General features: G+C 64.7%; 17 protein-coding genes. 3 read left to right on the top strand and 14 right to left on the bottom strand.

Annotated features, from left to right (window positions below; genetic code table 11):
• Positions 1 to 218 precede the first annotated feature (218 nt).
• Positions 219 to 4394, top strand: coding sequence for an EAL domain-containing protein (locus CFY91_RS04660; protein WP_188390275.1), 4176 nt, complete (start codon positions 219 to 221; stop codon positions 4392 to 4394).
• Between the two features lie 21 nt (positions 4395 to 4415).
• On the opposite strand, the gene CFY91_RS04655 is transcribed toward CFY91_RS04660, so the two are convergent.
• The 4 genes from CFY91_RS04655 to CFY91_RS04640 are packed head-to-tail and all read right to left on the bottom strand — an operon-like array spanning position 4416 to position 8967.
• Positions 4416 to 4991, bottom strand: a complete 576-nt coding sequence (locus tag CFY91_RS04655; RefSeq protein ID WP_093985178.1) for a cob(I)yrinic acid a,c-diamide adenosyltransferase — start codon at positions 4989 to 4991, stop codon at positions 4416 to 4418.
• Between the two features lie 35 nt (positions 4992 to 5026).
• Complete coding sequence (locus tag CFY91_RS04650; RefSeq protein WP_093985177.1) at positions 5027 to 7045, bottom strand: ATP-binding protein; 2019 nt, start codon at positions 7043 to 7045, stop codon at positions 5027 to 5029.
• A gap of 56 nt (positions 7046 to 7101) precedes the next feature.
• Positions 7102 to 8007: a putative 2-dehydropantoate 2-reductase gene (locus tag CFY91_RS04645; protein ID WP_093985176.1), complete on the bottom strand. Its 906-nt coding sequence runs from the start codon at positions 8005 to 8007 to the stop codon at positions 7102 to 7104.
• Positions 8008 to 8967, bottom strand: a complete 960-nt coding sequence (locus tag CFY91_RS04640; protein WP_093985175.1) for a GGDEF domain-containing response regulator — start codon at positions 8965 to 8967, stop codon at positions 8008 to 8010.
• Positions 8968 to 9130: 163 nt separating this feature from the next.
• On the opposite strand from CFY91_RS04640, the gene CFY91_RS04635 reads away from it, so the two are divergent.
• Together CFY91_RS04635 and CFY91_RS04630 are read left to right on the top strand one after the other, a co-directional pair.
• Positions 9131 to 9610 carry a YajQ family cyclic di-GMP-binding protein gene (locus tag CFY91_RS04635; protein WP_093985174.1) on the top strand — a complete coding sequence of 160 codons (480 nt, stop codon included), beginning with the start codon at positions 9131 to 9133 and terminating at the stop codon, positions 9608 to 9610.
• 105 nt (positions 9611 to 9715) lie between these two features.
• Positions 9716 to 10549 (top strand): mechanosensitive ion channel family protein, encoded by an 834-nt coding sequence (locus tag CFY91_RS04630; protein WP_093985173.1) that lies wholly within the window; start codon positions 9716 to 9718, stop codon positions 10547 to 10549.
• 11 nt (positions 10550 to 10560) lie between these two features.
• Here CFY91_RS04630 and CFY91_RS04625 read toward each other — a convergent pair whose 3' ends face one another.
• The 10 genes from CFY91_RS04625 to folK all read right to left on the bottom strand — a co-directional run bounded on the left by CFY91_RS04625 (position 10561) and on the right by folK (position 21114).
• Positions 10561 to 10869, bottom strand: a complete 309-nt coding sequence (locus CFY91_RS04625) for a DUF2845 domain-containing protein (protein WP_093985172.1) — start codon at positions 10867 to 10869, stop codon at positions 10561 to 10563.
• A gap of 1 nt (position 10870) precedes the next feature.
• Positions 10871 to 11182 carry a DUF2845 domain-containing protein gene (locus CFY91_RS04620; protein ID WP_093985171.1) on the bottom strand — a complete coding sequence of 104 codons (312 nt, stop codon included), beginning with the start codon at positions 11180 to 11182 and terminating at the stop codon, positions 10871 to 10873.
• Positions 11179 to 14133: a DUF748 domain-containing protein gene (locus CFY91_RS04615; RefSeq protein WP_443096543.1), complete on the bottom strand. Its 2955-nt coding sequence runs from the start codon at positions 14131 to 14133 to the stop codon at positions 11179 to 11181. Before CFY91_RS04615 ends, CFY91_RS04620 begins: the two co-directional genes overlap by 4 nt.
• Before the next feature lie 59 nt (positions 14134 to 14192).
• Positions 14193 to 15209: a class I SAM-dependent rRNA methyltransferase gene (locus tag CFY91_RS04610; RefSeq protein WP_093985169.1), complete on the bottom strand. Its 1017-nt coding sequence runs from the start codon at positions 15207 to 15209 to the stop codon at positions 14193 to 14195.
• A 162-nt stretch (positions 15210 to 15371) separates the two neighbouring features.
• Complete coding sequence (locus tag CFY91_RS04605) at positions 15372 to 16553, bottom strand: acetyl-CoA C-acetyltransferase (protein WP_093985168.1); 1182 nt, start codon at positions 16551 to 16553, stop codon at positions 15372 to 15374.
• Positions 16554 to 16636: 83 nt separating this feature from the next.
• The gene (pgi, locus tag CFY91_RS04600) at positions 16637 to 18301 is read right to left on the bottom strand and encodes a glucose-6-phosphate isomerase (protein ID WP_093985167.1); all 1665 of its coding nucleotides are present in this window, start codon (positions 18299 to 18301) and stop codon (positions 16637 to 16639) included.
• 91 nt (positions 18302 to 18392) lie between these two features.
• Positions 18393 to 18773 carry an aspartate 1-decarboxylase gene (gene panD, locus CFY91_RS04595; RefSeq protein WP_093985166.1) on the bottom strand — a complete coding sequence of 127 codons (381 nt, stop codon included), beginning with the start codon at positions 18771 to 18773 and terminating at the stop codon, positions 18393 to 18395.
• A 79-nt stretch (positions 18774 to 18852) separates the two neighbouring features.
• Positions 18853 to 19704 carry a pantoate--beta-alanine ligase gene (panC, locus tag CFY91_RS04590; protein ID WP_093985165.1) on the bottom strand — a complete coding sequence of 284 codons (852 nt, stop codon included), beginning with the start codon at positions 19702 to 19704 and terminating at the stop codon, positions 18853 to 18855.
• Positions 19701 to 20501 (bottom strand): 3-methyl-2-oxobutanoate hydroxymethyltransferase, encoded by an 801-nt coding sequence (panB, locus tag CFY91_RS04585; RefSeq protein ID WP_093985164.1) that lies wholly within the window; start codon positions 20499 to 20501, stop codon positions 19701 to 19703. Before panB ends, panC begins: the two co-directional genes overlap by 4 nt.
• 103 nt (positions 20502 to 20604) lie before the next feature.
• Positions 20605 to 21114 carry a 2-amino-4-hydroxy-6-hydroxymethyldihydropteridine diphosphokinase gene (folK, locus tag CFY91_RS04580; RefSeq protein WP_093985163.1) on the bottom strand — a complete coding sequence of 170 codons (510 nt, stop codon included), beginning with the start codon at positions 21112 to 21114 and terminating at the stop codon, positions 20605 to 20607.
• Between the last annotated feature and the right edge of the window lies 1 nt (position 21115).

The following is a 21115-nucleotide window of genomic DNA, read 5'->3' as shown; positions in this document are numbered from 1 at the left end:
TCCGCTTCGCTACGTTGCGGCCGTTTTCGCCTTGTCTTGCCTGCCTCGCCTACGTTTTTCAACGACCTGCTAGCAGGCCGTGCGATGCGGCATTGTTTTTGCTTTTTCTGTAAGCCTCCGGCCATGCGCCGGGCGTGGGTTTGCCTTCTTCATGTATCAATTCATCCGGTGCCTGCCGGCTGACTACGGGAATGTTGTCCTTGTCCGATCTTGCACACATGCCAGCCACACCGGTTCAGCCTCCCTCCCAGGGGCGTGGCGCCTACCAGGGCATGCTGGTCGTGCTGTTGCTGGTGATGTTGTTGCTACTTGCCTGGCAGCTGCACCAGCAGTACCGGCAGGCGCAGGAAGCCGCGCAGCAACGCAGCCTGGATAGTGCCGAGCAACTGCTCAGTCAGGTGAGCCTGACCCTTGAGCTCAAGGCGCAAGTAGCCAGTGCCCTGCTCAGTCGGCAGGCGGCGCAGCCGCTGCAGGGCGCGCTGCGTGACGAGCTGCTGTTCAGTCTGCAGCAGCTGTTCCCCAACCTGCACAGCCTGGCCTGGGTTGGCCCACAAGGGTTGGTGGACAGTGCCGAGCCGGCCTTGCCGGTCGAGATGTGGCAAACCATACGGCAGCGACAGGGTGAGCAGCCCTATTACCTAAGCTGGCTGGAGGCGCCGCAGTTATTGCAGATGAGTCTGCGTCAGGCGGAACGTCCGGGGCACTACTGGCTGTTGCGCATGCATGCGCAGGCCTTGCCGTTGTGGTTGCCGGCCAGCCAGAGCGAACAGGCGCAATGGCTGCTGTTCGATCAGGTCAGCCAGCAAGTGCTTTGGCACAGTCGCGGAGGGCGTGTACAACCCGCCCCGCTGAGTGCCGAGCAGGCGGCTCGCAGCCTGCGCCGTCTGCCCCTGCCGCACAGCGATGGCGAGATCATTGCCTTGAGTCCGGCACCCGGCCTGTTGCAGGGGTGGCGGCAGTCGCTGGCCATGCAGCTGCTGTTCTTCGTGCTGTGCCTGCTGCTGGCCTTGCTGGTGCTTTATGCGCTGTTGCGTGAGCAGCGCCGCCTGCGCGAGTTGCATGCCGGCTCGCAGCGCTCGCTGTTGCAGGCCGCCAGTGCTCTGGCGGCGATCGACGAGCAGGTGCTGGTCAGTGACTGTCAGGGCCAGCTGCGTTTTCTCAATCGGCGTGCCGAACAGATGTTTGGCCTGAGCTCCGCCCAGGCCGGCCAGTATCGCCTGGCTGAGCTGCTGCCTGGCGTGCAGCTGGATGCTGACGCGTCGAGCGAGGATGAGCTATTGCCGCTGCTGCAAAATGGCACGACGCGTCTGTTTGCCGTGCACCGCAGCGAGTTGCAGGATGCTGGTGAGCGTCTCGGGCTGGTCTGGGTGTTGCGTGATGTCACCGAGCAGCAGCAGGCCCTGGCGGTGCTCGATGACACCCGGCGGCGTTACCAGGATATTTTCCAGGGGGCCGGTTGCGGTTTGTGCGTGCTCGACCTCAGTGCCTTGCGTCAGCGCCTGCAACAACTGCAGGTGCGCGACCAGGCACAGTTGCTCGACTGGTTGGCGGAGGATGGCCAGCGTCATGCCGAGTTGCTGCAACTGCTGCGCATCAGCGAGATCAATCAGCTGGGCAAACAGTTGCTGGGGGTGGCTGATGCCCGCCAGGCCTGGCGGCTACTGATCGACCATGGTCCGCTGGAGGCCGGCTCGGCGCGCCTGCATTTGCTGGTGGCACTGCTCGGGCGTCCGCAGCACCTGGCCATGGAAAGCTGCATTCGTACTGCCCAGGGGGAGACGCGCTACCTGTGGCTGACCCTCAATCTGCCGGATAACGTGGCTGATCTGGATGCGGTCACCCTGAGCATGAGTGACATCAGCAGCCGCAAGAGCAGCGAGCTGGCCCTGGTCGAGCGTGAGCACTTCTGGGGTGAAGTGATTCGTGCCGTGCCCGACCTGTTGTATGTGCACGATATTCCCGGACGTCGCGTGCTGTTCAGCAACAATCACCTGATGACGCAGTTGGGCTACGACACGGCGCAGTGGCGTGCGCTGGGCAACAATCCCTGGGAGAAACTGCTGCACCCCGACGACGGGGAGCTGTACGGGCGCCTGCGTAATTTGCAGAAGGTGATTGGCAATGGCCAGCTGATGCAGTTCGAGCTGCGCTGGCGACATCGTAACGGGCACTGGCACTGGTTCGACATCCGCGAGCAGGCGCTCAGTCGCGATCACAACGGGCGGGTCAGCCGGCTGATCGGTATCGCCAAGGACATTACCGAGCAGATTGCCGCCCGCGAGGCGTTGCGTGCCAACGAACAGCGCTACCGGCTACTGGCGGAAAGCACCAGCGATGTGATCGTCACCACCGACCGTGACCTGCGCCTGAACTACGTCAGCCCTTCTGCAGAAAAACTCTTCGGCTACGATGGCGATTGGCTGCTGGCACATGGTTTCGACAGCCTGATCGCCGTGCCGGCGCAGCTGCAACCTCTGCTCGCGCTGCTTGCCCAGGTTCGCCAGTTGCAGGGACAGCCGGCGCGCCTGCAGGCCTGGCGGGCGCGTTTCAATACCGAGGTGTTCGTCCTCGACTGCCTGCGTGCCGATGGCAAGAAGATTCCCGTCGAGCTGCGGGTCAGCCTGCTCTGGGACGAACAACAGCGCTTGCTCGGCCTGCTCGGCGTGGGGCGCGACATCAGCCAGCAGCGCCGCGCCGAGAAACAGCTGCGCATGGCGGCCACGGTGTTCGAACACTCTACCGCGGCGATTATGGTGACCGACCTGGTCGGCTACATCGTGCAGGTTAACGAAACCTTCGGGCGCATCAGCGGTTTTGCCAGTGGCGAGGTGATCGACCAGCAACCGGCCATGCTCATGGCTGACCGCCAGCAGGTTGCCAGCCTGCAGTTCATCCGCCAGCGCCTGGCCGAGCAAGGCAGCTGGGAGGGGGAGTTGTGGTTGCGCCGCAAACAGGGTGAGCCTTTCCCAGCCTGGGTCGGGATTACCGCAATTCGCGATGATGATGGCGACCTGGTCAGCTACGTGTGTTTCTTCAACGACATCAGTGAGCGCAAGGCCAGCGAGCAGCGTATCCATCGACTGGCCTATTACGACAACCTCACCCAGCTACCCAACCGCACGCTGTTCCAGGACCGCCTGCATACCGCGCTGCAGCATGCTGCACGGCATGAGCAGTGGGTGGCATTGATGTTCCTCGACCTGGACCGCTTCAAACCGATCAACGACTCGCTGGGCCACGCGGCGGGTGACCGCATGCTCAAGGAAGTTGCCCAGCGCCTGCTGACCTGCGTGGCCGATGAAGATACGGTGGCGCGCATGGGCGGCGACGAGTTCACCCTGTTGCTGGTCGCCCAGGAAAGCCGCGACCAGGCGCTGCACCGGGCCATCCGGGTTGCCGAGCGTATTCTGGAACGCCTGCAGCAGGCTTTCGTACTGGAGGGGCGCGAGTTCTTCATCAGTGCCAGTGTCGGCATCGCGCTGGCCCCGCAGGATGGCACTGAACTCAGCCAGTTGATGAAGAATGCCGATACCGCGATGTATCACGCCAAGGAAAAGGGCAAGAACAACTTTCAGTTTTACCAGGCCGAGATGAACGCCCGCGCGCTGGAGCGCCTGGAGTTGGAAAGCGACCTGCGCCATGCCCTGGAAGCCGGGCAGTTCTGCCTGTACTACCAGCCGCAGTTTTCCGGTGACGGCAAGCGCCTGATCGGGGCCGAGGCTCTGCTGCGCTGGGCACATCCCCGCCGCGGCCTGGTGCGCCCCGATGAGTTCGTGCCGGCGCTGGAGGAGTTGGGCCTGGTGGTGCAGGTCGGTGACTGGGTGTTGCAGGAGGCTTGCCGTCAGCTACAGGCCTGGCAGATGGCGGGCCTGCAATTACCCAAGGTGTCGATCAACCTGTCGGCGCGGCAGTTTGCCGATGGCCAGCTGGGGGCGCGGATCGCCGCCACCCTGGCGCAGGTCGGCCTGGCGCCGGCGGCCCTGGAGCTGGAGCTGACCGAAAGTATCCTGATGCGTGATGTGGCTGAAACCCTGCAGGTCTTGCGTGGCCTCAAGCGCCTGGGCGTGGGGGTGGCGGTGGATGACTTCGGTACCGGCTATTCGTCGCTCAACTACCTCAAGCAGTTTCCCATCGATGTGCTGAAGATCGACCGCAGCTTTGTCGACGGGGTTCCCGATGGCGAGCAGGATGCGCAGATTGCCCGCGCCATCATCGCCATGGCGCACAGTCTCAATCTGCGGGTGATTGCCGAAGGTGTCGAAGAGCAGGCGCAGCTGGACTTCCTGCGCGAGCATGGCTGCGACCAGGTACAGGGCTACCTGTTTGGTCGGCCTATGCCGGCAGCCTCATTCGCTGCGCGTTTCAGCGGGGCGGCCCTGTTCATCCTTGAGTAGCGGCCGCCGGGCAGGTCGGGGTCAGCGACGCTCGGCGGCGCGCCAGAGGATTTCGCCAATATGCATGCGCTTGCCAATCAGCCGACTGCCGACAAACAGCAGGTCGGAGAGACGATTGAGGTAGGCCAGGCCCGTACCACGTAGCGGCTCCAGGGCGTTGAGCTGCTGGCAGCGGCGTTCGGCGGTGCGCGCCTGGCTACGGCAGACATGCGCCTGGGCGAGCAGTCGTGAGCCGCCCGGCAGGATGAATTCCTTGAGCGGGCCGACCTCTTCGTTCCAGCGGTCGATGGCCTGTTCGAGGACCTCGATGTCGCTGTCCTGCAGGGCCTGGTATTCGGGCATGGCCAGCTCGCCGCCCAGATCGAACAGGCGATGCTGGCAAGGCTCGAGGACCTCGAGCAGTTCGCCGAGGGCCGGCCACATGCTCTGTTGTTCGACCAGTTCGGCGATCAGCAGGCCCAGCTGGCTGTTGAGCATGTCCACCTCGCCGATGGCTTCGATACGTGGGTGATCCTTGGCAACCCGGCGGCCATCGGCCAGCCCGGTTTCACCCTGGTCACCGGTGCGGGTGTAGATCTTCGATAGGCGATAGCCCATGACTGGCAGTCCTTCTCGACATGACGGGGCGGGCATTATTCCGTGTCTGCCCCTGCTTGTGCAGGGGGCGACGGTAAAACACCAGGTAGCGGCAGGCGCAGGGTGAAGCAGGTGCCCTGGCCGGGGCGGGCCTGTACGTCCATCTGCCCCTTGTGGTTGTTGGTGATGATGAAATACGACACTGACAGGCCCAGGCCGCTGCCCTGGCCGACATCCTTGGTGGTGAAGAACGGCTCGAAGATACGCTTGCGTACCGCGTCATCCATGCCCATGCCATTGTCCTGCAACTCGATCTGCGCCCAGGCACCACAGCGTCGGGTGCGCAGCAGGATGCGTCCGGGCGGGCTACCTGCGGGGCGCTGCTGGATGGCCTGCGCAGCGTTCTTCAGCAGGTTGAGCAGCACCTGTTCCAGTTCGCTGGCAATCACCGGCACGGCGGGCAGGTCGCTGGCATAGTCGCGCTCGATGTGCAGGTGCTGGAAATCCAGGCCTTCGACCAGCGCAAAGTCGTTGCCGGCGATTTCCAGCGCTTGCTCGAGCAGGGGCTCCAGTGCACAGGGGTGCAACAGGTGGTCGCTGCGCCGGCTGAAGCTGAGCATGTGCCGCACGATGCGACTGGCCCGGCTGCCGGCCTGCTGGATACCTTCCAGCAGGTGGGGGATGTCACGCGCCTGCAGGTAATGGTTGACTGCTTCCAGGCGCACGCCGCTGCTCAGTGCAGCGTCCTGGTTACGGGGCAGGTCGACAGACAGGCGCCGGCGGATGTTCTGTACATTGTGCAGGATGGCGCCCAGTGGATTGTTGATTTCATGGGCCATGCCGGCTGCCAGGCCGCCGATCGACAGCATCTTTTCCGACTGTACCATCAGCGCCTCCATGGCCAGACGTTCGGTGATGTCGTCGATGCGGATCACCAGACCATGTTTGCCGCTCAGTGGGTAGAGGGTCAGGTCATAGTGACGTGGCTGGCCCTGGGCATCGGGCCAGCAGACCCGCTCGATACGCTGTACCTGCTGGCGGGCCAGGCACTGCTGCAAGGGCAGCAGGTAATCGCGCAGCGCGGCGAAGGCCTGGGTACAGGGGCGGTGCAGGGCCTGTTCGGCCGTGCAGCCGGCCAGGCGGCTGGCCTGCTGGTTCCATTGGCTGACATAGAGTTGCTCGTCGACGGCGATCAGTGCCGAGGGCATGGAGTCGATGATGTCGTTGAGGTATTTCTGGAAACCGGTGAGCTTCTTCTCGATCTTGCTGCGCACCTGCACTTCCAGGGCCAGCTTACGGTTGCTGCGCTCGTGCGCCTCGCTCTGCTGGCGGGTTTGTGCATGGGCCTCCTGCAGCTCGCGTTCGCGGTTGGCCATGCGTTCGAGCATGGTGTTGAAGGCCGTGGCCAGGCTGCCGATCTCGTCCTGATTACCGGGGCGGGCGCGCAGTGCATAGTTTTCTTCGCGGGTGACCCGCTGCGACAACTCTTCCAGGCGGCGGATCGGCCGGGTGATCAGGCGGCGTACCTGGCGCAATACCCAGACGCCGAACAGCAGGCTGCACAGCAGGATCACCAGGCTGGCGCTGAGCGTACCGGTATAGAAGGCGCCCGGTACTTCGCTACTGGCCACCAGGAGCAGGTAGCCGGGCTGCCTGGCCTGTTCGGGCAGGGCCTGCAGCAGGCTGGCGCGAAACTCCTGCTGTTGCCAGTTGGCCAGTGCGCTGGCCTGTTCCGGCAGTGGCAAGGGGCTGCCGCGCTGCAGTTGCGCGAGCAGGTTGCCCTGGCGGTCGTACAGTGCGGCGGCACGCAGGCTGGTATAGCTATCCAGGTGCTGCAGCACGGCCTGCGCGGCCTGTGGCGAACTCAGCGCCTGCTGGCTGAGGGCCGGGCTGGCGATCAGGCGAGCCAGGGTGTGCAGCGATTGAGGGGTCAGGCTCTCCCGGGAGATCCAGTAGGCGGCACTGATGAACGCCAGGTTGGCCAGCAGCAGTACGGCCAGCAGGAGCACCAGCAGGGCTGCCAGCAGCTTGTGGCCGACCGGCAGGTTGTCGAGGCGTTGACGCAGCTTGTTCACACGGCAGTCTCCACGGCTGTGCGGCAGGGTAGCCTGTGTGCCGGACGGCCGCCAGCCTAGGCGCGGGCTGCTGCCTGACGCTCCTGCAGGCGTTGCAGCAGGTCTTCCAGTACCGCTAGGTGCAGTCCGTGCAGGCGCGCCTGCTGGCAGGCATAGCCGAGCAGGTAATCGGTCTCGGTGCGCCGGCCCTGGCTGACGTCCTGGTGCATCGAACTGAAATTGGCGGCGGTGGCGGCGATCACTTGCATGACTTCTGCCAGCAGGCCCTGGGCTGCGCTGCTTTGCCCGCAGGCCTGGAGTAACTGCTGGAGGGCCTGACAGAGGGTCTGCAGCGCCTCCTGATGGTCGCGCAGCTGGCCATTGCGGCAGTCGTGCAGCACGCTGAGTGGATTGATGGCGCAGTTGATGGCCAGCTTGCGCCACAGTCGACTGAGGATGTCGTCGCTCCAGCTGTGGGCAATGCCAGCCTGCTGCAGCTCTGCCAGCCAGCTGGGCGCCGCACTGGCGCCGCGCAGGTCGCCCAGCCAGGTATGCCCCTGGCCGGCAAATACCACCTGGAAATCTGCCTGGCGGAAGGCCCCTTCGGTACTCGACGCGGCCAGGCAGCGTACACCGGGCAGGCTGTCGGCAACGGCCTGCTGACTGCCCAGGCCGTTCTGCAGGAGGATCAATTCGGCGCCAGGTTGCAGACGTGGGGCCAGTTGGCGTGCCGCTGCTGGCGCGTCATAAGCCTTGCAGGCCAGTAGCAGGCGCTGGATGGGCGGGCTGTCCGTCACGCTGTGCGCGGGGAGGCGGTAATGCTGCGCCTGGCCGTGCTCGACCAGGGTCAGCCCGCCGGCACGCTGATAGTCGGCCAGGCGTTGCCGGTCGCGCAGCAGCAGGCCCACTGGCAATCCGGAACGGGCCAGGCGACAGGCCCACAGACTGCCCAGGCTGCCGGCTCCGAGGATATACCAGGTCATTCAGTGAGGCAGGCGGGTGGCAGCCATGCGGCCGCTGGCAATGGCTTCCGGAAGCAACTGGCGGGCTTCGGCGAACAGTTGCTCGGCATTGATCGGTAGCGCCTTGCCGTCCATGCCGACCAGGGCGATGGCCGCCTTGACGCTGACAAAGCCTTCGCTGGTCTTGAAGGCCTTGAGATTGAGCCCCTCATGCAGGCGCTTGAAGCTGGTCGGCGAGCATTCCTGGAGGTTTTCCAGCAGGGTGATGACGGCAAAGTGCTCGTCGTCCAGGCGCGCCAGCACATCCAGCGGGCGGACCAGTTGCTGCAGGCGGCGGGCCACGCCACGCTGCAGTTCCTGTAGATAGGCAGGGCCATGTTGCAGGCGCAGGTTGTCCACGCCCTGCAGGGCGACCAGCAGGAAACATACGGCGCCGCCGCGGGTGTCGACCTGGCGTAGGCTGTCCTGCAGGCGCTGTTGCAGCAGGCGGGCATTGCCCAGCCCGGTCAGTGGGTCGACCAGATTGCGCTGTTCGAGGCTGGCGATGTTCTGGGTGAGCAGGCGGTTTTCGATGAGCAGGCGCTGCAGGGTGTTGCACAGGCGATCAGCGGCAAAGACCCGGGGTAGCAACTGCTCGTTCATCTGGCCCTTGTTGATGAAGTCGTCGACACCGTGGTCGAAGGCTTCGCTGAGGGCGTTGTCGCCTTCCTTGCCGGTGAGCAGGATGACATAGGTGTAGTGGTTGATGCTTTCGTCGAGCTGGCGTACCTGGGCGGTCAGTTGCAGGCCGTCGGTTTCCGGCATCAGCCAGTCGGCGAGCAACACGCTGGCCGGGCGCTGTTCCAGCTGCTGCAGGGCATCGGCCGCGCTGTGGGCAAAGCGGATGTCCTGGTAGCCGGCCTGGCGCAGGCTGCGGCCGATCATGGCGCTGGAGAACTTGGCGTCGTCCACCACCAGGATGCTGAGTTGAGGATTGGGCATGCGTGTCTCGCTGGTCGCTGAGGCGGAGCGGATCATGAGGTGGCATGGCTGCCGAATCCGCAGTGTTTTGGGAGGCTCAGTTATAATGAGCCGGCCTTTTTATCGTCAAGCCAGGTACGCCCCATCCGTGATGGGCTTCGTACCGTTTATCAGGAGAGTTTTCATGCCTTCGTTCGACGTGGTGTCCGAACTGGACAAGCACGAGGTTACCAATGCCGTGGACAACGCTGTTAAGGAACTGGAGCGGCGCTTCGACCTGCGTGGCAAATGCAGCCTGGAGCACAAGGACAAGACCGTGACGATTACCGCCGAGGCCGAGTTCATGCTTGAGCAGGTGCTCGACATCCTGCGCGGCAGCCTGATCAAACGCAAGATCGATTGCCAGTGCCTGGAAGTCAAGGACGCCTATGCCTCGGGCAAGGTCATGAAGCAGGAGGTGCTGCTGCGCGAGGGGATCGACAAGGAGCTGGCGAAAAAGATCGTCGCGTTGATCAAGGACTCGAAGATCAAGGTGCAGGCGGCCATTCAGGGTGAGCAGGTGCGGGTGACCGGCAAGAAACGCGATGAGCTGCAGGAAGTGATTGCCCTGCTGCGCACGCAAAGCCTGGGGATGCCCTTGCAGTTCAACAACTTCCGCGACTGATGCGCAGCGCCGGGGGAACCCGGTGGCTTGTCGCGGGTCGGACAATGGACGTCGCCTGGTTGCGCCAGGCGACGTCTTTTTTTGTGGCAAACCAAGGAGGTAGGCATGGAGATGAACGTGCAACAACTGGAACACTGGCTGGATCGCTCGGAGGCCTGGCTGCCGGTTGTCATGCAATATGCCGGACAGTTGCTGCTGGCCTTGCTGACCCTGACGGTGGGCTGGTGGCTGGTCAACGGTTTGACCCGACGGGTCGGCAATTTGCTGCAGTCGCGTCAGGTGGACCCAACCCTGCATGGTTTTATCGGTAGCCTGGCGAACATCCTGCTCAAGGTCCTGCTGCTGGTTAGCGTGGCCTCGATGATCGGCGTGGAGACCACGTCGTTCATTGCCGTGATCGGTGCCGCCGGCCTAGCTATCGGCCTGGCGTTGCAGGGCAGCCTGGGCAATTTTGCCGGCGGGGTGTTGATTCTGCTGTTTCGCCCTTTCCGGGTGGGGGAGTGGATTGAGGCACAGGGGGTCAGTGGTACGGTGGACAGTATCCAGATCTTCCACACGACGCTGCGCAGTGCCGACAACAAACTGCTGGTATTGCCGAATGGCAGCCTGTCCAACGGGGTGATCATCAACCACTCGCGGCAGCCGACCCGTCGTGTGGACATCAACCTGGGCATTGCCTACGGTAGCGATGTGCAGCAGGCCCGCAGCGTGTTGCTGGCGGTGGCCGAGGACAGCAGGGTGCTGCGTGATCCCTCGCCACAGGTGGTGGTAACCGCGCTGGGCGACAGTGCCATCAACCTATCGTTGCGCCTGTGGGTCAATTCGCCGGACTACTGGCCAGTGCTGTTTGCCTTTACCGAGCAGGCCCAGCAGCGTCTGGCTGCGGCCGGTATCGAGATCCCCTTTCCGCAGCGCGTGGTGCACCTGCGCCAGGCGTGACGGGCGGCGCGTCAGCGGCCACGCCGGCTGCTGATGCGCACCAGGCGGTTACCCTCGAAACGCAGGAAGTAGTACATGCCATTGTACGGCCCGTAGCTCCATTCCTCGACGGCCACTTCGTGAAGGAAACCGTAGTCGTCGCGGCGTTCCCGGTAGCCCAGCGGGTCGCGGCTGTTGGGTTCGCCGCACTTGCTGTGTACTTCATGGCTGCTGTCGTCCAGGCTGACCAGCTGGTTGCCGCAGCGGTGGGTGGAGGCGGCCTGGAGCAGTGCGGGACTGCCCAGCAACAAAACCAGGCTCAGCAGGTGGCGGGGCGACATCTCAGCGGTTCCTCTTGCGTTCGATGCGCACCAGGCGGTTACCTTCGAAGGTCAGGATATTGAGCATGCCGTTGTTCGGGCCGTACACCCATTCCTCGATCAGCAGCTCGCGGCGCTCGTAAGGGCCGAGGGTATAGCCTACCGGGTCGCGGTAGCGCGGCTCGCCGCAGGCCTGTAGTACTTCGAACTTGCGATCACCCTCGCTTACCAGGCTGCTGCCGCAGCGCAGGCTGTCGGCCTGCGCTGGCAGGCTGGCTCCGCTCAGCAGCAGAAGGGTGAGGGCTAGGTGAGGTAGCGCACGGTAGTGGTTCATAGGCTATCCAGATGCAGGCGGGTTTCGCTGGCCCGCTCGGGCTCGCCGGCTTCGACGCTGACGTCGAGCAGATAGACGCGGCTGTCTTCCAGGCCGGCTTCACTGACCAGGAAGTCCTTGATGGCGGTAGCACGGGTCTGTGCCAGTTGGCGCAGTAGCAGGTTGCTGCCTTGCCAGTGTTGCAGCAGGGCCTGGCGCAGTTGCGCAGTGCGTTGCTCATCGTCTAGCTCGCGCCAGGCCGCTGGGGGCTGTTGCTTGAGGCGCGCGCGATAGATGCCTTCCAGCAGCGCCGGCTTGTCGTCTTCGGGAACCTGCAGTTCACGTGCCGAGGCGGGCACTCGCTCACCACGTCGTTGCAGGAGACGGTACCAGGTGTACTGGTATTCGCGCTCCAGGCGGGCTGCAGCGACGTGCGGGCCATCGGCGGCCGTGCTGGCCAGCGCTTCGATTTCCAGGCGCAATGCCGGGCGGTCCTGCAGCGCTTTGCCCAGCGTGCGTAGATTGTCCTGGGCCGCACCATCCAGTTGCTGGCTGCCGGCGGCGAAGGGCACCACACTGAGGTCGGCGTTGTTGCCGCCGACTAGCCCGGCGACGAACTTGAAGGGCGCCTGGGCAGCGCGCAAGACCAGGTTGCGCAGGGTCTGCCAGACGATCGGCATGACACTGAACTCGGGGTTGTTCAGATCGCCCTGCACGGGCAGGCGGATCTCTATCTTGCCTTCGGTATCCTTGAGCAGGGCCACGGCTAGACGGATGGGCAGGTCGACGGCATCCGGGCTGTCGACTTTCTCGCCCAGTTGCAGCTGCTCCAGCACCACAGCGTTGTCGGCATTCAGCTTGCCCTGTTCGATGCGATAGTGCAGGTCGAGGTTGAGCCGGCCCTTGCGAATGCGGTAGCCGGCGAACTTGCCGGAGTAGGGGGTCAGGGTGGTCAGTTCGACGCGCTTGAACTGGGTAGCGATGTCCAGTTTGGCCAGCGGGTCGAAGGGGGTGAGCTGGCCCTTGATGCTTACCGGCGCATATTTGTCGACCTTGCCGCTGATATCCACGCGGGCGGCACTGTTGCGCTGGCTGTCGAGCATGCCAATGCGTCCGTGCAACTGCTGGATGGCGGTGGCGAAGCTGGGCATCAGGCTGAAGTCGGCAAAGTTTGCCGAGCCGTCGTTGATGGCGATACCGCCGATGCGCAGGGCCAGGGGGCTGCCCGGGGCGGCTGCGGGAGGCGCGCTGGCGGGCTGGGGTATCAGCAGTTCACCCAGGTTGGTGGTGCGGTCTTCATTGATGATGAAGCGCACATAGGGCTGTTGCAGGTCGACGCTGGCGATGTGCAGGTGCTCGCCGTGCTGGTAATCCAGGCCGTCGAGGTTGAGTTTTTTCCAGCGTACGAAATCGCGTCCCTTGAGCTTGTCGAGGCTGTGCAGTTGCTCGACCTGCGCGGCGCCGCGTACCTGCAGTTGCAGGGGCGTGCCGTCGCGCAGGCTGACCTGCAGCTGGCTGCCGAGCAGGCCGCTGCGCAGCTCAAGGCGCACATACGGATTGAGATAGCCCTGAGCCAGGCGTAGATCGAGCTGCTGGGCATCGATGGTCAGCTCCACGGCCAGGGGTTGCAGTTGTATCTGGCCACTGCTTTTGAGGCGCCCCTGTTTGCCGACCTGGCTCTGCAGGCTGACCGGGAAGGCTTGGGCTGAGCGGCTGTCGAAGTTCTGCAGGCTCAGTTGCAGCTGGCTCAGCTCCAGGGCCAGCGGTGGATTGACGGTGTGGTCGGCAAGGTGCAGCTGGTAATCACGCAGGTCAAGCGCCTTGACCTGGATATGCCAGGGCTGGTTACTCGTTTCAGCCGTTTCAGCCGTTTCAGCCGTTTCACTGGACTCGTTTGGCGGCGTAGCTGCGGGCGGCGCAGCGGGGGTCGTGCGGCCAGGCGGTTGAGCCAGCACTTTCTGCCAGTTCAGCTGGCCGTCGGCTTCGCGGCTTAGCCAGGCTTGCAGTGCCTGGCTATCGATACGCCCGAGGTGCAGCTGCTGCTTGGCCAGGTCCAGTTGTCCATCGTGCAATTCCAGGCTGGCCAGCTTGAGCAGGGGCTGGTCGCTGTCGCTGTGCAGGGCCAGGGCGTTCAGGCGGGTATGCAGCTGTTGCAGGCGCAGGTCGGTGCCCTGGCTGAGATCCAGAGTGTACTGAGCGGCTACCTGTAGTTCTCCGCCCTTCAGCTGCAGCGGCAGATGTTCGCGGACATAAGGCCAGAGCGCCTGCAGTTGCACATCGCGCAGGCTGAGCTGGCCGCTGGACTGCAGCGGTTGCAGCTGCAGCGTACCCTGCCAGTCGAGCTTGCCACCTTGCGCTCCCTGGGCGCTGAGCTGCAGTGCGGCGTGCTCCGTGGCGCGGGTGTCGAGGTGCAGCAGCTGCAGATCGAGGTCCTGGTAGTCCAGGGCAATGGGTTCGGCGAGGCGCTGGTCGGCGAAGGCCAGGGCGCCCTGGCGGATGGCTAGACGCTCCAGACGTATTGCGGGCATGGGGCTGTCAGCGGATTCGCTGGGCGGCTCGCTGGTCGGGCCGGGTTTGAACAGCTGTGCCAGATTGAGTTGACCGTCCGCGGCAAAGGCTACGGCAATCTGCGGCTGCTGCAGGCGTACTTCACCTAGGTTCAGGCGACCTTGCCACAGGCTGCTCCATTGCAGGTCGGCATACAGCTGCTCGAGACGAATCGGCTCCTGCTCGGGTGTGCCGATACGTAGCCCCCAGGCCTGTACTTCCAGGGTGAAGGGATTGAGCTGCAGGCGTTGCAGACTGGCAGCTTCGCTGGCCTGCAGGCTGAGCTGCTGGTTGATCAGGCGCAGGGCCAGACCGGGAATCAGCAGAAAGCCCAGCAGGCTGTAGAGGGTGAGGGTTACGGCAAGCGCGCGCAGGGCGCGGGTCAATCCTTTGGGCATGGCTAACGGCCTTTGTGACTCATGCATAAACGCGCTGGCATGCCAGCTCGCTCGAGTATGGCACGCCTGGGCCGGGCGACGAATGATCAGAAGCGCAGAATGAGCGTCTTCAGCGGCGGTTGAGCGTCGTGCGAGGGAAAGTCAGCGGCTGGCAGTAGTTGTTGCCAGTCGCGCACCGGGCGACCCAGTTTGCTGGCGCAGCGCAATACCTGTTCCAGCCAGTCGCTGAAGGCTACCTTGGCCAGGTTGTTGTTGCAGACCAGGATGCCGTCACGTGCCGTGGTGAGGATCGCCGGTTTGAGCAGGCTCTGATAGTCGCGCAGCAGGTCCACCGTGCCGAAGGCACTGCGCGCCCAGGCCGGCGGATCGAGGAACACCATATCAAACTTGCGTTGTTCCAGGCGCGGGTAAGCCGGCAGGGCCTGGCCGCGGCGCCGCGCCAGGGGCAGGCCGGCCCACTGGCGGATGGCCGGAAAATAGTCGGACTGCACGAACTGCATGGCCGGCAAGTGCGGGTTGAGTTGGGCATTCTCCCGGCCAACCTGCAGGTTGCCCTCGGCAAAGTCGAGGTTGACCACCTCGCGGGCGCCACCGGCGGCGGCACACAGGCCGACACCACAGGTGTAGGCGAACAAGTTGAGCACGCGTTGCCCGGCGCTGTTGGCCTTGACCCAGGCACGTGCCTGGCGCAGATCGAGGAACAGCAGCGGATCCTGCCCGGCATGCCGGCCGCGCACCCGGTAGTGGATGCCCCATTCCTGGCCCTGCTGATCGGCCAGTGCCTCGGCGCTGGCGCTGTACACGCTGTCACGCCGGTCGATACGCGAGTTGCCAGCGCTACGGTCGTTGTAAACCAGCTGCAACGGGCTGGCGAGTTGTGCGCAGCACAGGGCATGCAGGTCCAGCAGGGCTTCGCGGGTCAGTGGCTGGTGGAAACTCTGTACCAGCAGCTGGCTGCCATAGCGATCCACGGTCAGGCCGGGCTGGCCTTCCTGGCTGCCGTGGAACAGCCGATAGCAATCGGTCTGTTGTTGGTGCAGCTCGGCCAGCAGCGGCCGGCGGGCATCAAGGGCGGCGCGCAGCGCCTGGTCGAGAGAGGACATGCGCGGCGTCTCGAAATGAACGGGTGCGCAGTCTACCAAGAAAAACGCCGGCTCCAGGCCGGCGTGACTTCGTGATCAGCGCAGCTTCCGAGCGCTACACCTATTCGCGAGCAGGGCTCGCTCCTGTGCTACAGGGCTGCGCTGTGGCGTATTGCGCCAGGATCAGCTGCGCTCGATGGCCAGTGCTACACCCTGACCGCCGCCGATGCACAGCGTGGCCAGGCCCTTCTTGGCGTCGCGCTTGATCATCTCGTGCAGCAGGGTCACCAGTACGCGACAGCCGGAGGCGCCAATGGGGTGGCCGAGGGCGATGGCGCCGCCGTTGACGTTGACCTTGGCGGCATCCCAGCCCAGCTCCTTGCCTACGGCCAGGGCCTGGGCGGCGAAGGCTTCGTTGGCTTCGATCAGGTCGAGGTCGGCCAGTTGCCAGCCAGCCTTGCTCAGGCAACGCTGGGTGGCGCCGACCGGGCCGATGCCCATGATTGCCGGATCGACGCCGGCATTGGCGTAGGCGGCAATGCGCGCCAGTACCGGCAAGCCGAGGGCCTGGGCCTTGCTGGCGCTCATCAGCAGCACGGCAGCGGCGCCGTCGTTGAGGCTGGAAGCGTTGCCGGCGGTAACACTGCCATCCTTCTTGAAGGCCGGCTTGAGCTTGGCCAGCGACTCGGCCGTGGTGCCAGCGCGCGGCTGCTCGTCGCTGGCGAAGCTGACCGGTTCGCCTTTGCGCGAGGGGATGAGGATCGGGGTGATTTCATCGGCGAAGCGCCCGGCTTCGATGGCGGCCACAGCCTTCTGCTGCGAGGCGGCGGCGAAGGCATCCTGCTCCTCGCGGCTGATGGCGTACTTGTCCACCAGGTTCTCGGCGGTGATGCCCATGTGGTAGTCGTTGAAGGCGTCCCACAGGCCGTCCTGGATCATCGTGTCGATCAGCTTGCCGTGGCCCATGCGCTGGCCGGTGCGTGCGGCGGGCATGACATAGGGCGCCTGGCTCATGTTCTCCATGCCGCCGGCGATTACCACCTCGGCGTCACCGCAACGAATCGCCTGGGCGGCCAGGTGCAGGGCCTTGAGGCCGGAGCCACAGACCTTGTTCAGGGTGAGCGCCGGTACGGCGTGCGGCAGGCCGGCCTTGAGCGCGGCCTGGCGGGCGGTGTTCTGCCCGGCGCCGGCGGTCAGTACGTGGCCAAGGATTACCTCGTCAACCTGGGCCGCCTCCAGCCCGGTTTGCTCCAGCAGGCGGCGGATGACCGCGGCGCCCAGGTCTACGGCGGCGACATTCGCCAGTGAACCCTGGAAGCTGCCAATGGCGGTACGGCTGGCGGCTACGATGACGACGTCTTGCATGCAATTCTCCTCTGCGCCCGCGTGCGGGCAGGGTGGGCCGAAAACACCGGCCATCTTGGCACAGCCGCGCTAGAGCGGCCAGTTCAGCCGCGATGGCGGTTACGGAAGAAACTCACCAGGCCGGCCGTGGAGGCATCCAGTGGCTGTCCACTGTCCTGGCCCTGTAGGTGCTGATAGACCTGACGTCCCAGCTGCTTGCCCAGTTCTACGCCCCACTGGTCGAAGGCATTGATGCCCCACAGCACGCTCTGTGCATAGACCTTGTGTTCGTAGAGGGCGATCAGTGCGCCGAGGCGGCGCGGGCTGACACGCTCCAGAATCAGCGTGTTGCTCGGCCGGTTGCCGGGAATCACCTTGTGTGGGGCCAGGCGTTGTACGTCCTGCTCGTCCAGGCCCTGGGCGCGCAGTTCGGCGGCGGCCTCGGCGAGGGTCTTGCCGTGCATCAGCGCCTGGCTCTGCGACAGGCAGTTGGCATACAGCCACTGGTGGTGATCGGCCAGCGGCTGATGGCTGACCACCGGCACGATGAAGTCGGCGGGAATCAGCGGCGTGCCCTGGTGCAGCAACTGGTGGTAGGCATGCTGGCCGTTGCAGCCGACGCCCCCCCAGATCACCGGGCCGCTCGGCGTGTGCAGTGGGCTGCCGTCCTGGCGTACCGACTTGCCGTTGGATTCCATGTCGAGTTGCTGCAGGTGGTCGGTGAAATTGCGCAGGTAATAGTCGTAGGGCAGGATCGCATGGCTCTGCGCGCCCCAGAAGCTGCCATACCACAGGCCCAGCAGGGCCAGCAGTACCGGCATGTTGCGGGCCAGCGGCGCCTGCAGGAAATGCTGGTCCATGCAGTACGCGCCGGCCAGCAGTTCCTTGAAGTTGGACATGCCGATGGTCAGGGCAATGGGCAGGCCGATGGCCGACCACAGCGAGTAGCGTCCGCCCACCCAGTCCCACAGCGGGAAGATGTTCTCGGCACGCATGCCAAAGTCGATGGCCGCCTGCGGGTGGCTGGTGACGGCGACAAAGTGCCGGTGCAGGCCGCTTTCGCTGCCCCCCTGGGCGAAGTACCAGGCGCGTGCCGCCTCGGCATTCTTCAGGGTCTCCAGGGTCGAGAAGGACTTGCTGGAAACGATGAACAGGGTGGTGGCGGCATTCAGCTGGGCGGTGACTTCGCGGAACTCGCTGCCATCGATGTTGGCCAGGTAGTGACAGTGCACGCCCTTCTGGTTGAACGGCTGGAGCGCTTCGGAAACCAGTTGCGGTCCGAGGAACGAGCCGCCGATACCGATGTTGACCACGTCGGTGATGGCCTGCTCGCTGTAGCCGCGCCACAGCCCGTTATGGATGCGCGCAACCAGTTCGGTCATCTGTTGCAGCACCTGGTGGACCTGCGGCATCAAGTCCTTGCCCTGCAGGTACAGTGGCTGGCCAACCGGGCGACGCAGGGCCGTGTGCAGGGCTGGGCGGCGTTCCGAGGCGTTGACCTCGGCACCCTCGAACAGCGCGCCGATGGCTTGGGACAAGCCAGCCTGCTCGGCCAGTTGCAGGAGCAGCGCGAGGCTCTGCTCGTCGATCAGGTTCTTCGAGTAGTCGAGAAACAGTCCGCAGCTTTCCAGGGAGTAGCGCTCGAAGCGCTGCGCATCGCTGGCGAAGGCTTCGCGCAGGTTGAAATGCTGCATGGCCTGGCGCTGCGCATGCAGGGCCGGCCAGGCGGGCAGGGCGGTGATGTCCACGGGGTTGAGAAAATGCGCCATGCCGGCAAAGTCCTTATGTCCTGCGGGAAATGCCCGGGCAGAAAAAAGCCCGGTGCTGACCGGGCCTGATTCTAACCGCAGTTGCCGGGTTTCAGGCGAGCTGCACGGGAATCGCGTTGCTGGTGTGGCTCAGCTCGTTGCCGGGCGCCATGTACAGCATGCGCGGCTGGAAGTGCTCCAGCTCGGCTTCGCTGTAGTGGGCATAGGCGCAGATGATCACCCGGTCGCCTACCTTGGCCTTGTGTGCCGCGGCGCCATTGACCGAAATGATCCGCGAGCCTTCCTCGCCACGGATGGCATAGGTGGTGAAACGTTCACCATTGTCGACGTTGTAGATCTGGATCTGTTCGTATTCGCGGATGCCGGCCAGGTCCAGCCATTGGCCGTCGATGGCGCAGGAGCCTTCGTAGTCGAGCACGGCGTGGGTGACTTCGGCGCGGTGCAGCTTGGCCTTGAGCATGATGGCGTGCATGGCGTTTTCCTCCTCGGGACGCGGCGGCGGCAGAGTGTGCCTAAGGGGGCTGCGCCGATCAAGCGCAGCACGCAGGGATTCAGTCGAGACTGAACTGCAGGTTGTCGATCAGTCGGGTTGTGCCTAGGTATACGGCGGCGAGCAGGACCAGCTGGCGATCGCTGTCCTGTACCTCGCGCAGCTGGACGGCCTCACGCAGCTCCAGGTAGTCGGGGCGCAGCCCGGCATCCTCAAGTTGCTGGCGGGCGGCAGCCAGCAGAGTGGACTGCGCAGACGGCTGGCGACGGATCTCTTCGGCCAGTTGCTGCAGGGTGCGATACAGCAGGGGCGCCAGGGCGCGTTGGCTTTCGTTCAGATAACCGTTGCGTGACGACAGCGCGAGGCCGTCGGCGGCACGCACGGTGGGCTCGCCCATGACCTGGATGGGCAGGTTGAGGTCGCGCACCAGCTTGCGAATGACCGCCAGTTGCTGGAAGTCCTTCTCGCCGAATAGCGCCAGGTCGGGTTGCACCATGTTGAACAGCTTGCAGACCACCGTGGCCACGCCCTCGAAGTGTCCAGGGCGACTGGCGCCGCACAAACCTTCGGAAACCAGCGGCACGCTGACGCGTGTCTGCTGCTGCATGCCGTCCGGGTAGACTTCCTCGACATCAGGGGTGAACAGCAGGTGACAACCTGCGCCGACCAGCTTTTCCTGATCGGCGACCAGGGTGCGTGGGTATTTGTCGAGGTCTTCGTTGGCGCCGAACTGCAACGGGTTGACGAAGATGCTGGCGACCACGAAATCAGCGCGCTGGGTGGCTTTTTCCACGAGAGCGATGTGCCCGGCGTGCAGGTTGCCCATGGTGGGTACCAGGGCGATACGCTTGCCCTCGCTGCGGGCACGGCTGACGGCGGCGCGCAGTTCGCGCAGGCTCTTGACGGTGATCATGCGGAGAATCCGTGTTCGGCGGCAGGGAACTCGGCGGCCTTGACCGCGCGGACATAGGCGCTGAAGGCGCCGAGCAGGCTGTCCTGGCCGCTCATGAAGTTCTTCACGAATTTCGGCGTGCGCCCGGATAGCGACAGGCCCAGCAGGTCGTGCATGACCAATACCTGGCCATCGGTATCCACGCCGGCACCAATACCGATTACCGGGATCTGTACGGCACGGCTGATTTCGGCGGCCAGTGCGCTGGGCACACATTCCAGCAGCAGCATCGCCGCGCCGGCCTGCTCCAGAGCCATGGCATCGGCGAGCAGTTGGCGCGCCTGGGCTTCGCCGCGCCCCTGCACCTTGTAACCACCGAACACATTGACCGACTGCGGGGTCAGGCCGAGGTGTGCGCAGACCGGTACGCCGCGTTCGGCCAGGCGGCTGATCGGCTCGGCCAGCCAGGCGGCGCCTTCCAGCTTGACCATGTGCGCGCCGGCCTGCATCAATGCTGCGCAGGAGGCGTAGGTCTGCTCCAGGTTGGCGTAGCTCATGAACGACAGGTCGCTGAGGATCAGCGCGCCCTGGTTGCCACGTTTGACGGCAGCGGTGTGATAAACCATGTCGGCCAGGCTGACCGGCAGTGTGCTGTCATGGCCTTGCACTACCATGCCCAGTGAGTCGCCAATCAGCAGCACATCGACCCCGGCCTGGCAGGCCAGTTTGGCGAACGTGGCATCGTAGGCCGTGAGCATGGCGATTTTTTCGCCTTTTTGCTTGAGCGCCTGCAGGGTGCTCAGGGTTACAGCGGGCATTTTTCTCGTCCTCATCGGCGCCGCCGGCACGGGGCTCGGGGCAACGGGACGCCTATAGTCCAGATGGGGGGGCGCCAAGTCAATTGCGGGTGTTACCCCGGTGTTACGCCGTTACCTCGTCGAGCAGGCGCTCTTCCAGGCGCTCCAGGCCCTGGTAAGGGCACTGTGCGAGCAGTTCGGTCAGCCGCCGTCCGTCGGGCAGGATCAGTTCCCCGGCGATCTCTGCCAGCGGATAGAGCACGAAGGCGCGGGCGTGCATGTGGTAGTGCGGTACCTGCAGGCGTGGTAGGTCGATACGCTGCTCGCCATACAGCAGGATATCCAGGTCGAGGGTGCGCGGCCCCCAGCGCTCCGCCTTGCGTTGACGGCCGTGGGCCTGCTCGATGCCTTGCAGGGCGTCGAGCAGCGCTAGTGGGGCCAGTTGGGTGTGCAGGCCGGCCACGGCATTCAGGTAGCGGGGCTGGTCGGGCGGGCCGAGAGGGTCGCTGGCATAGGCCGAAGACAGAGCCAGCAATTGACTGTCGGGCAATCTGGCCAGCGCCTGACAGGCATCGCGCAGTTGTGCCAGGGGCTGGGCAAGGTTGCTGCCCAGACCGATGTATACCTGTGGCACC

Source organism: Pseudomonas fluvialis (assembly GCF_002234375.1).
Lineage (GTDB): Bacteria > Pseudomonadota > Gammaproteobacteria > Pseudomonadales > Pseudomonadaceae > Aquipseudomonas > Aquipseudomonas fluvialis.
Note: the sequence above shows the minus strand (reverse complement) of the source record. Positions and strands in the feature narration are given on the sequence as shown.

What these genes read in the sequence shown, in the direction of transcription:
- CFY91_RS04660 (WP_188390275.1), top strand. Translation starts at nt 219, where the DNA reads ATGCCAGCCACACCGGTTCAGCCTCCCTCCCAGGGGCGTGGCGCCTAC.
- CFY91_RS04655 (WP_093985178.1), bottom strand. Translation starts at nt 4,991, where the DNA reads ATGGGCTATCGCCTATCGAAGATCTACACCCGCACCGGTGACCAGGGT.
- CFY91_RS04645 (WP_093985176.1), bottom strand. Translation starts at nt 8,007, where the DNA reads ATGACCTGGTATATCCTCGGAGCCGGCAGCCTGGGCAGTCTGTGGGCC.
- CFY91_RS04640 (WP_093985175.1), bottom strand. Translation starts at nt 8,967, where the DNA reads ATGCCCAATCCTCAACTCAGCATCCTGGTGGTGGACGACGCCAAGTTC.
- CFY91_RS04635 (WP_093985174.1), top strand. Translation starts at nt 9,131, where the DNA reads ATGCCTTCGTTCGACGTGGTGTCCGAACTGGACAAGCACGAGGTTACC.
- CFY91_RS04630 (WP_093985173.1), top strand. Translation starts at nt 9,716, where the DNA reads ATGGAGATGAACGTGCAACAACTGGAACACTGGCTGGATCGCTCGGAG.
- CFY91_RS04625 (WP_093985172.1), bottom strand. Translation starts at nt 10,869, where the DNA reads ATGTCGCCCCGCCACCTGCTGAGCCTGGTTTTGTTGCTGGGCAGTCCC.
- CFY91_RS04620 (WP_093985171.1), bottom strand. Translation starts at nt 11,182, where the DNA reads ATGAACCACTACCGTGCGCTACCTCACCTAGCCCTCACCCTTCTGCTG.
- CFY91_RS04615 (WP_443096543.1), bottom strand. Translation starts at nt 14,133, where the DNA reads ATGCATGAGTCACAAAGGCCGTTAGCCATGCCCAAAGGATTGACCCGC.
- CFY91_RS04610 (WP_093985169.1), bottom strand. Translation starts at nt 15,209, where the DNA reads ATGTCCTCTCTCGACCAGGCGCTGCGCGCCGCCCTTGATGCCCGCCGG.
- CFY91_RS04605 (WP_093985168.1), bottom strand. Translation starts at nt 16,553, where the DNA reads ATGCAAGACGTCGTCATCGTAGCCGCCAGCCGTACCGCCATTGGCAGC.
- pgi (WP_093985167.1), bottom strand. Translation starts at nt 18,301, where the DNA reads ATGGCGCATTTTCTCAACCCCGTGGACATCACCGCCCTGCCCGCCTGG.
- panD (WP_093985166.1), bottom strand. Translation starts at nt 18,773, where the DNA reads ATGCACGCCATCATGCTCAAGGCCAAGCTGCACCGCGCCGAAGTCACC.
- panC (WP_093985165.1), bottom strand. Translation starts at nt 19,704, where the DNA reads ATGATCACCGTCAAGAGCCTGCGCGAACTGCGCGCCGCCGTCAGCCGT.
- panB (WP_093985164.1), bottom strand. Translation starts at nt 20,501, where the DNA reads ATGCCCGCTGTAACCCTGAGCACCCTGCAGGCGCTCAAGCAAAAAGGC.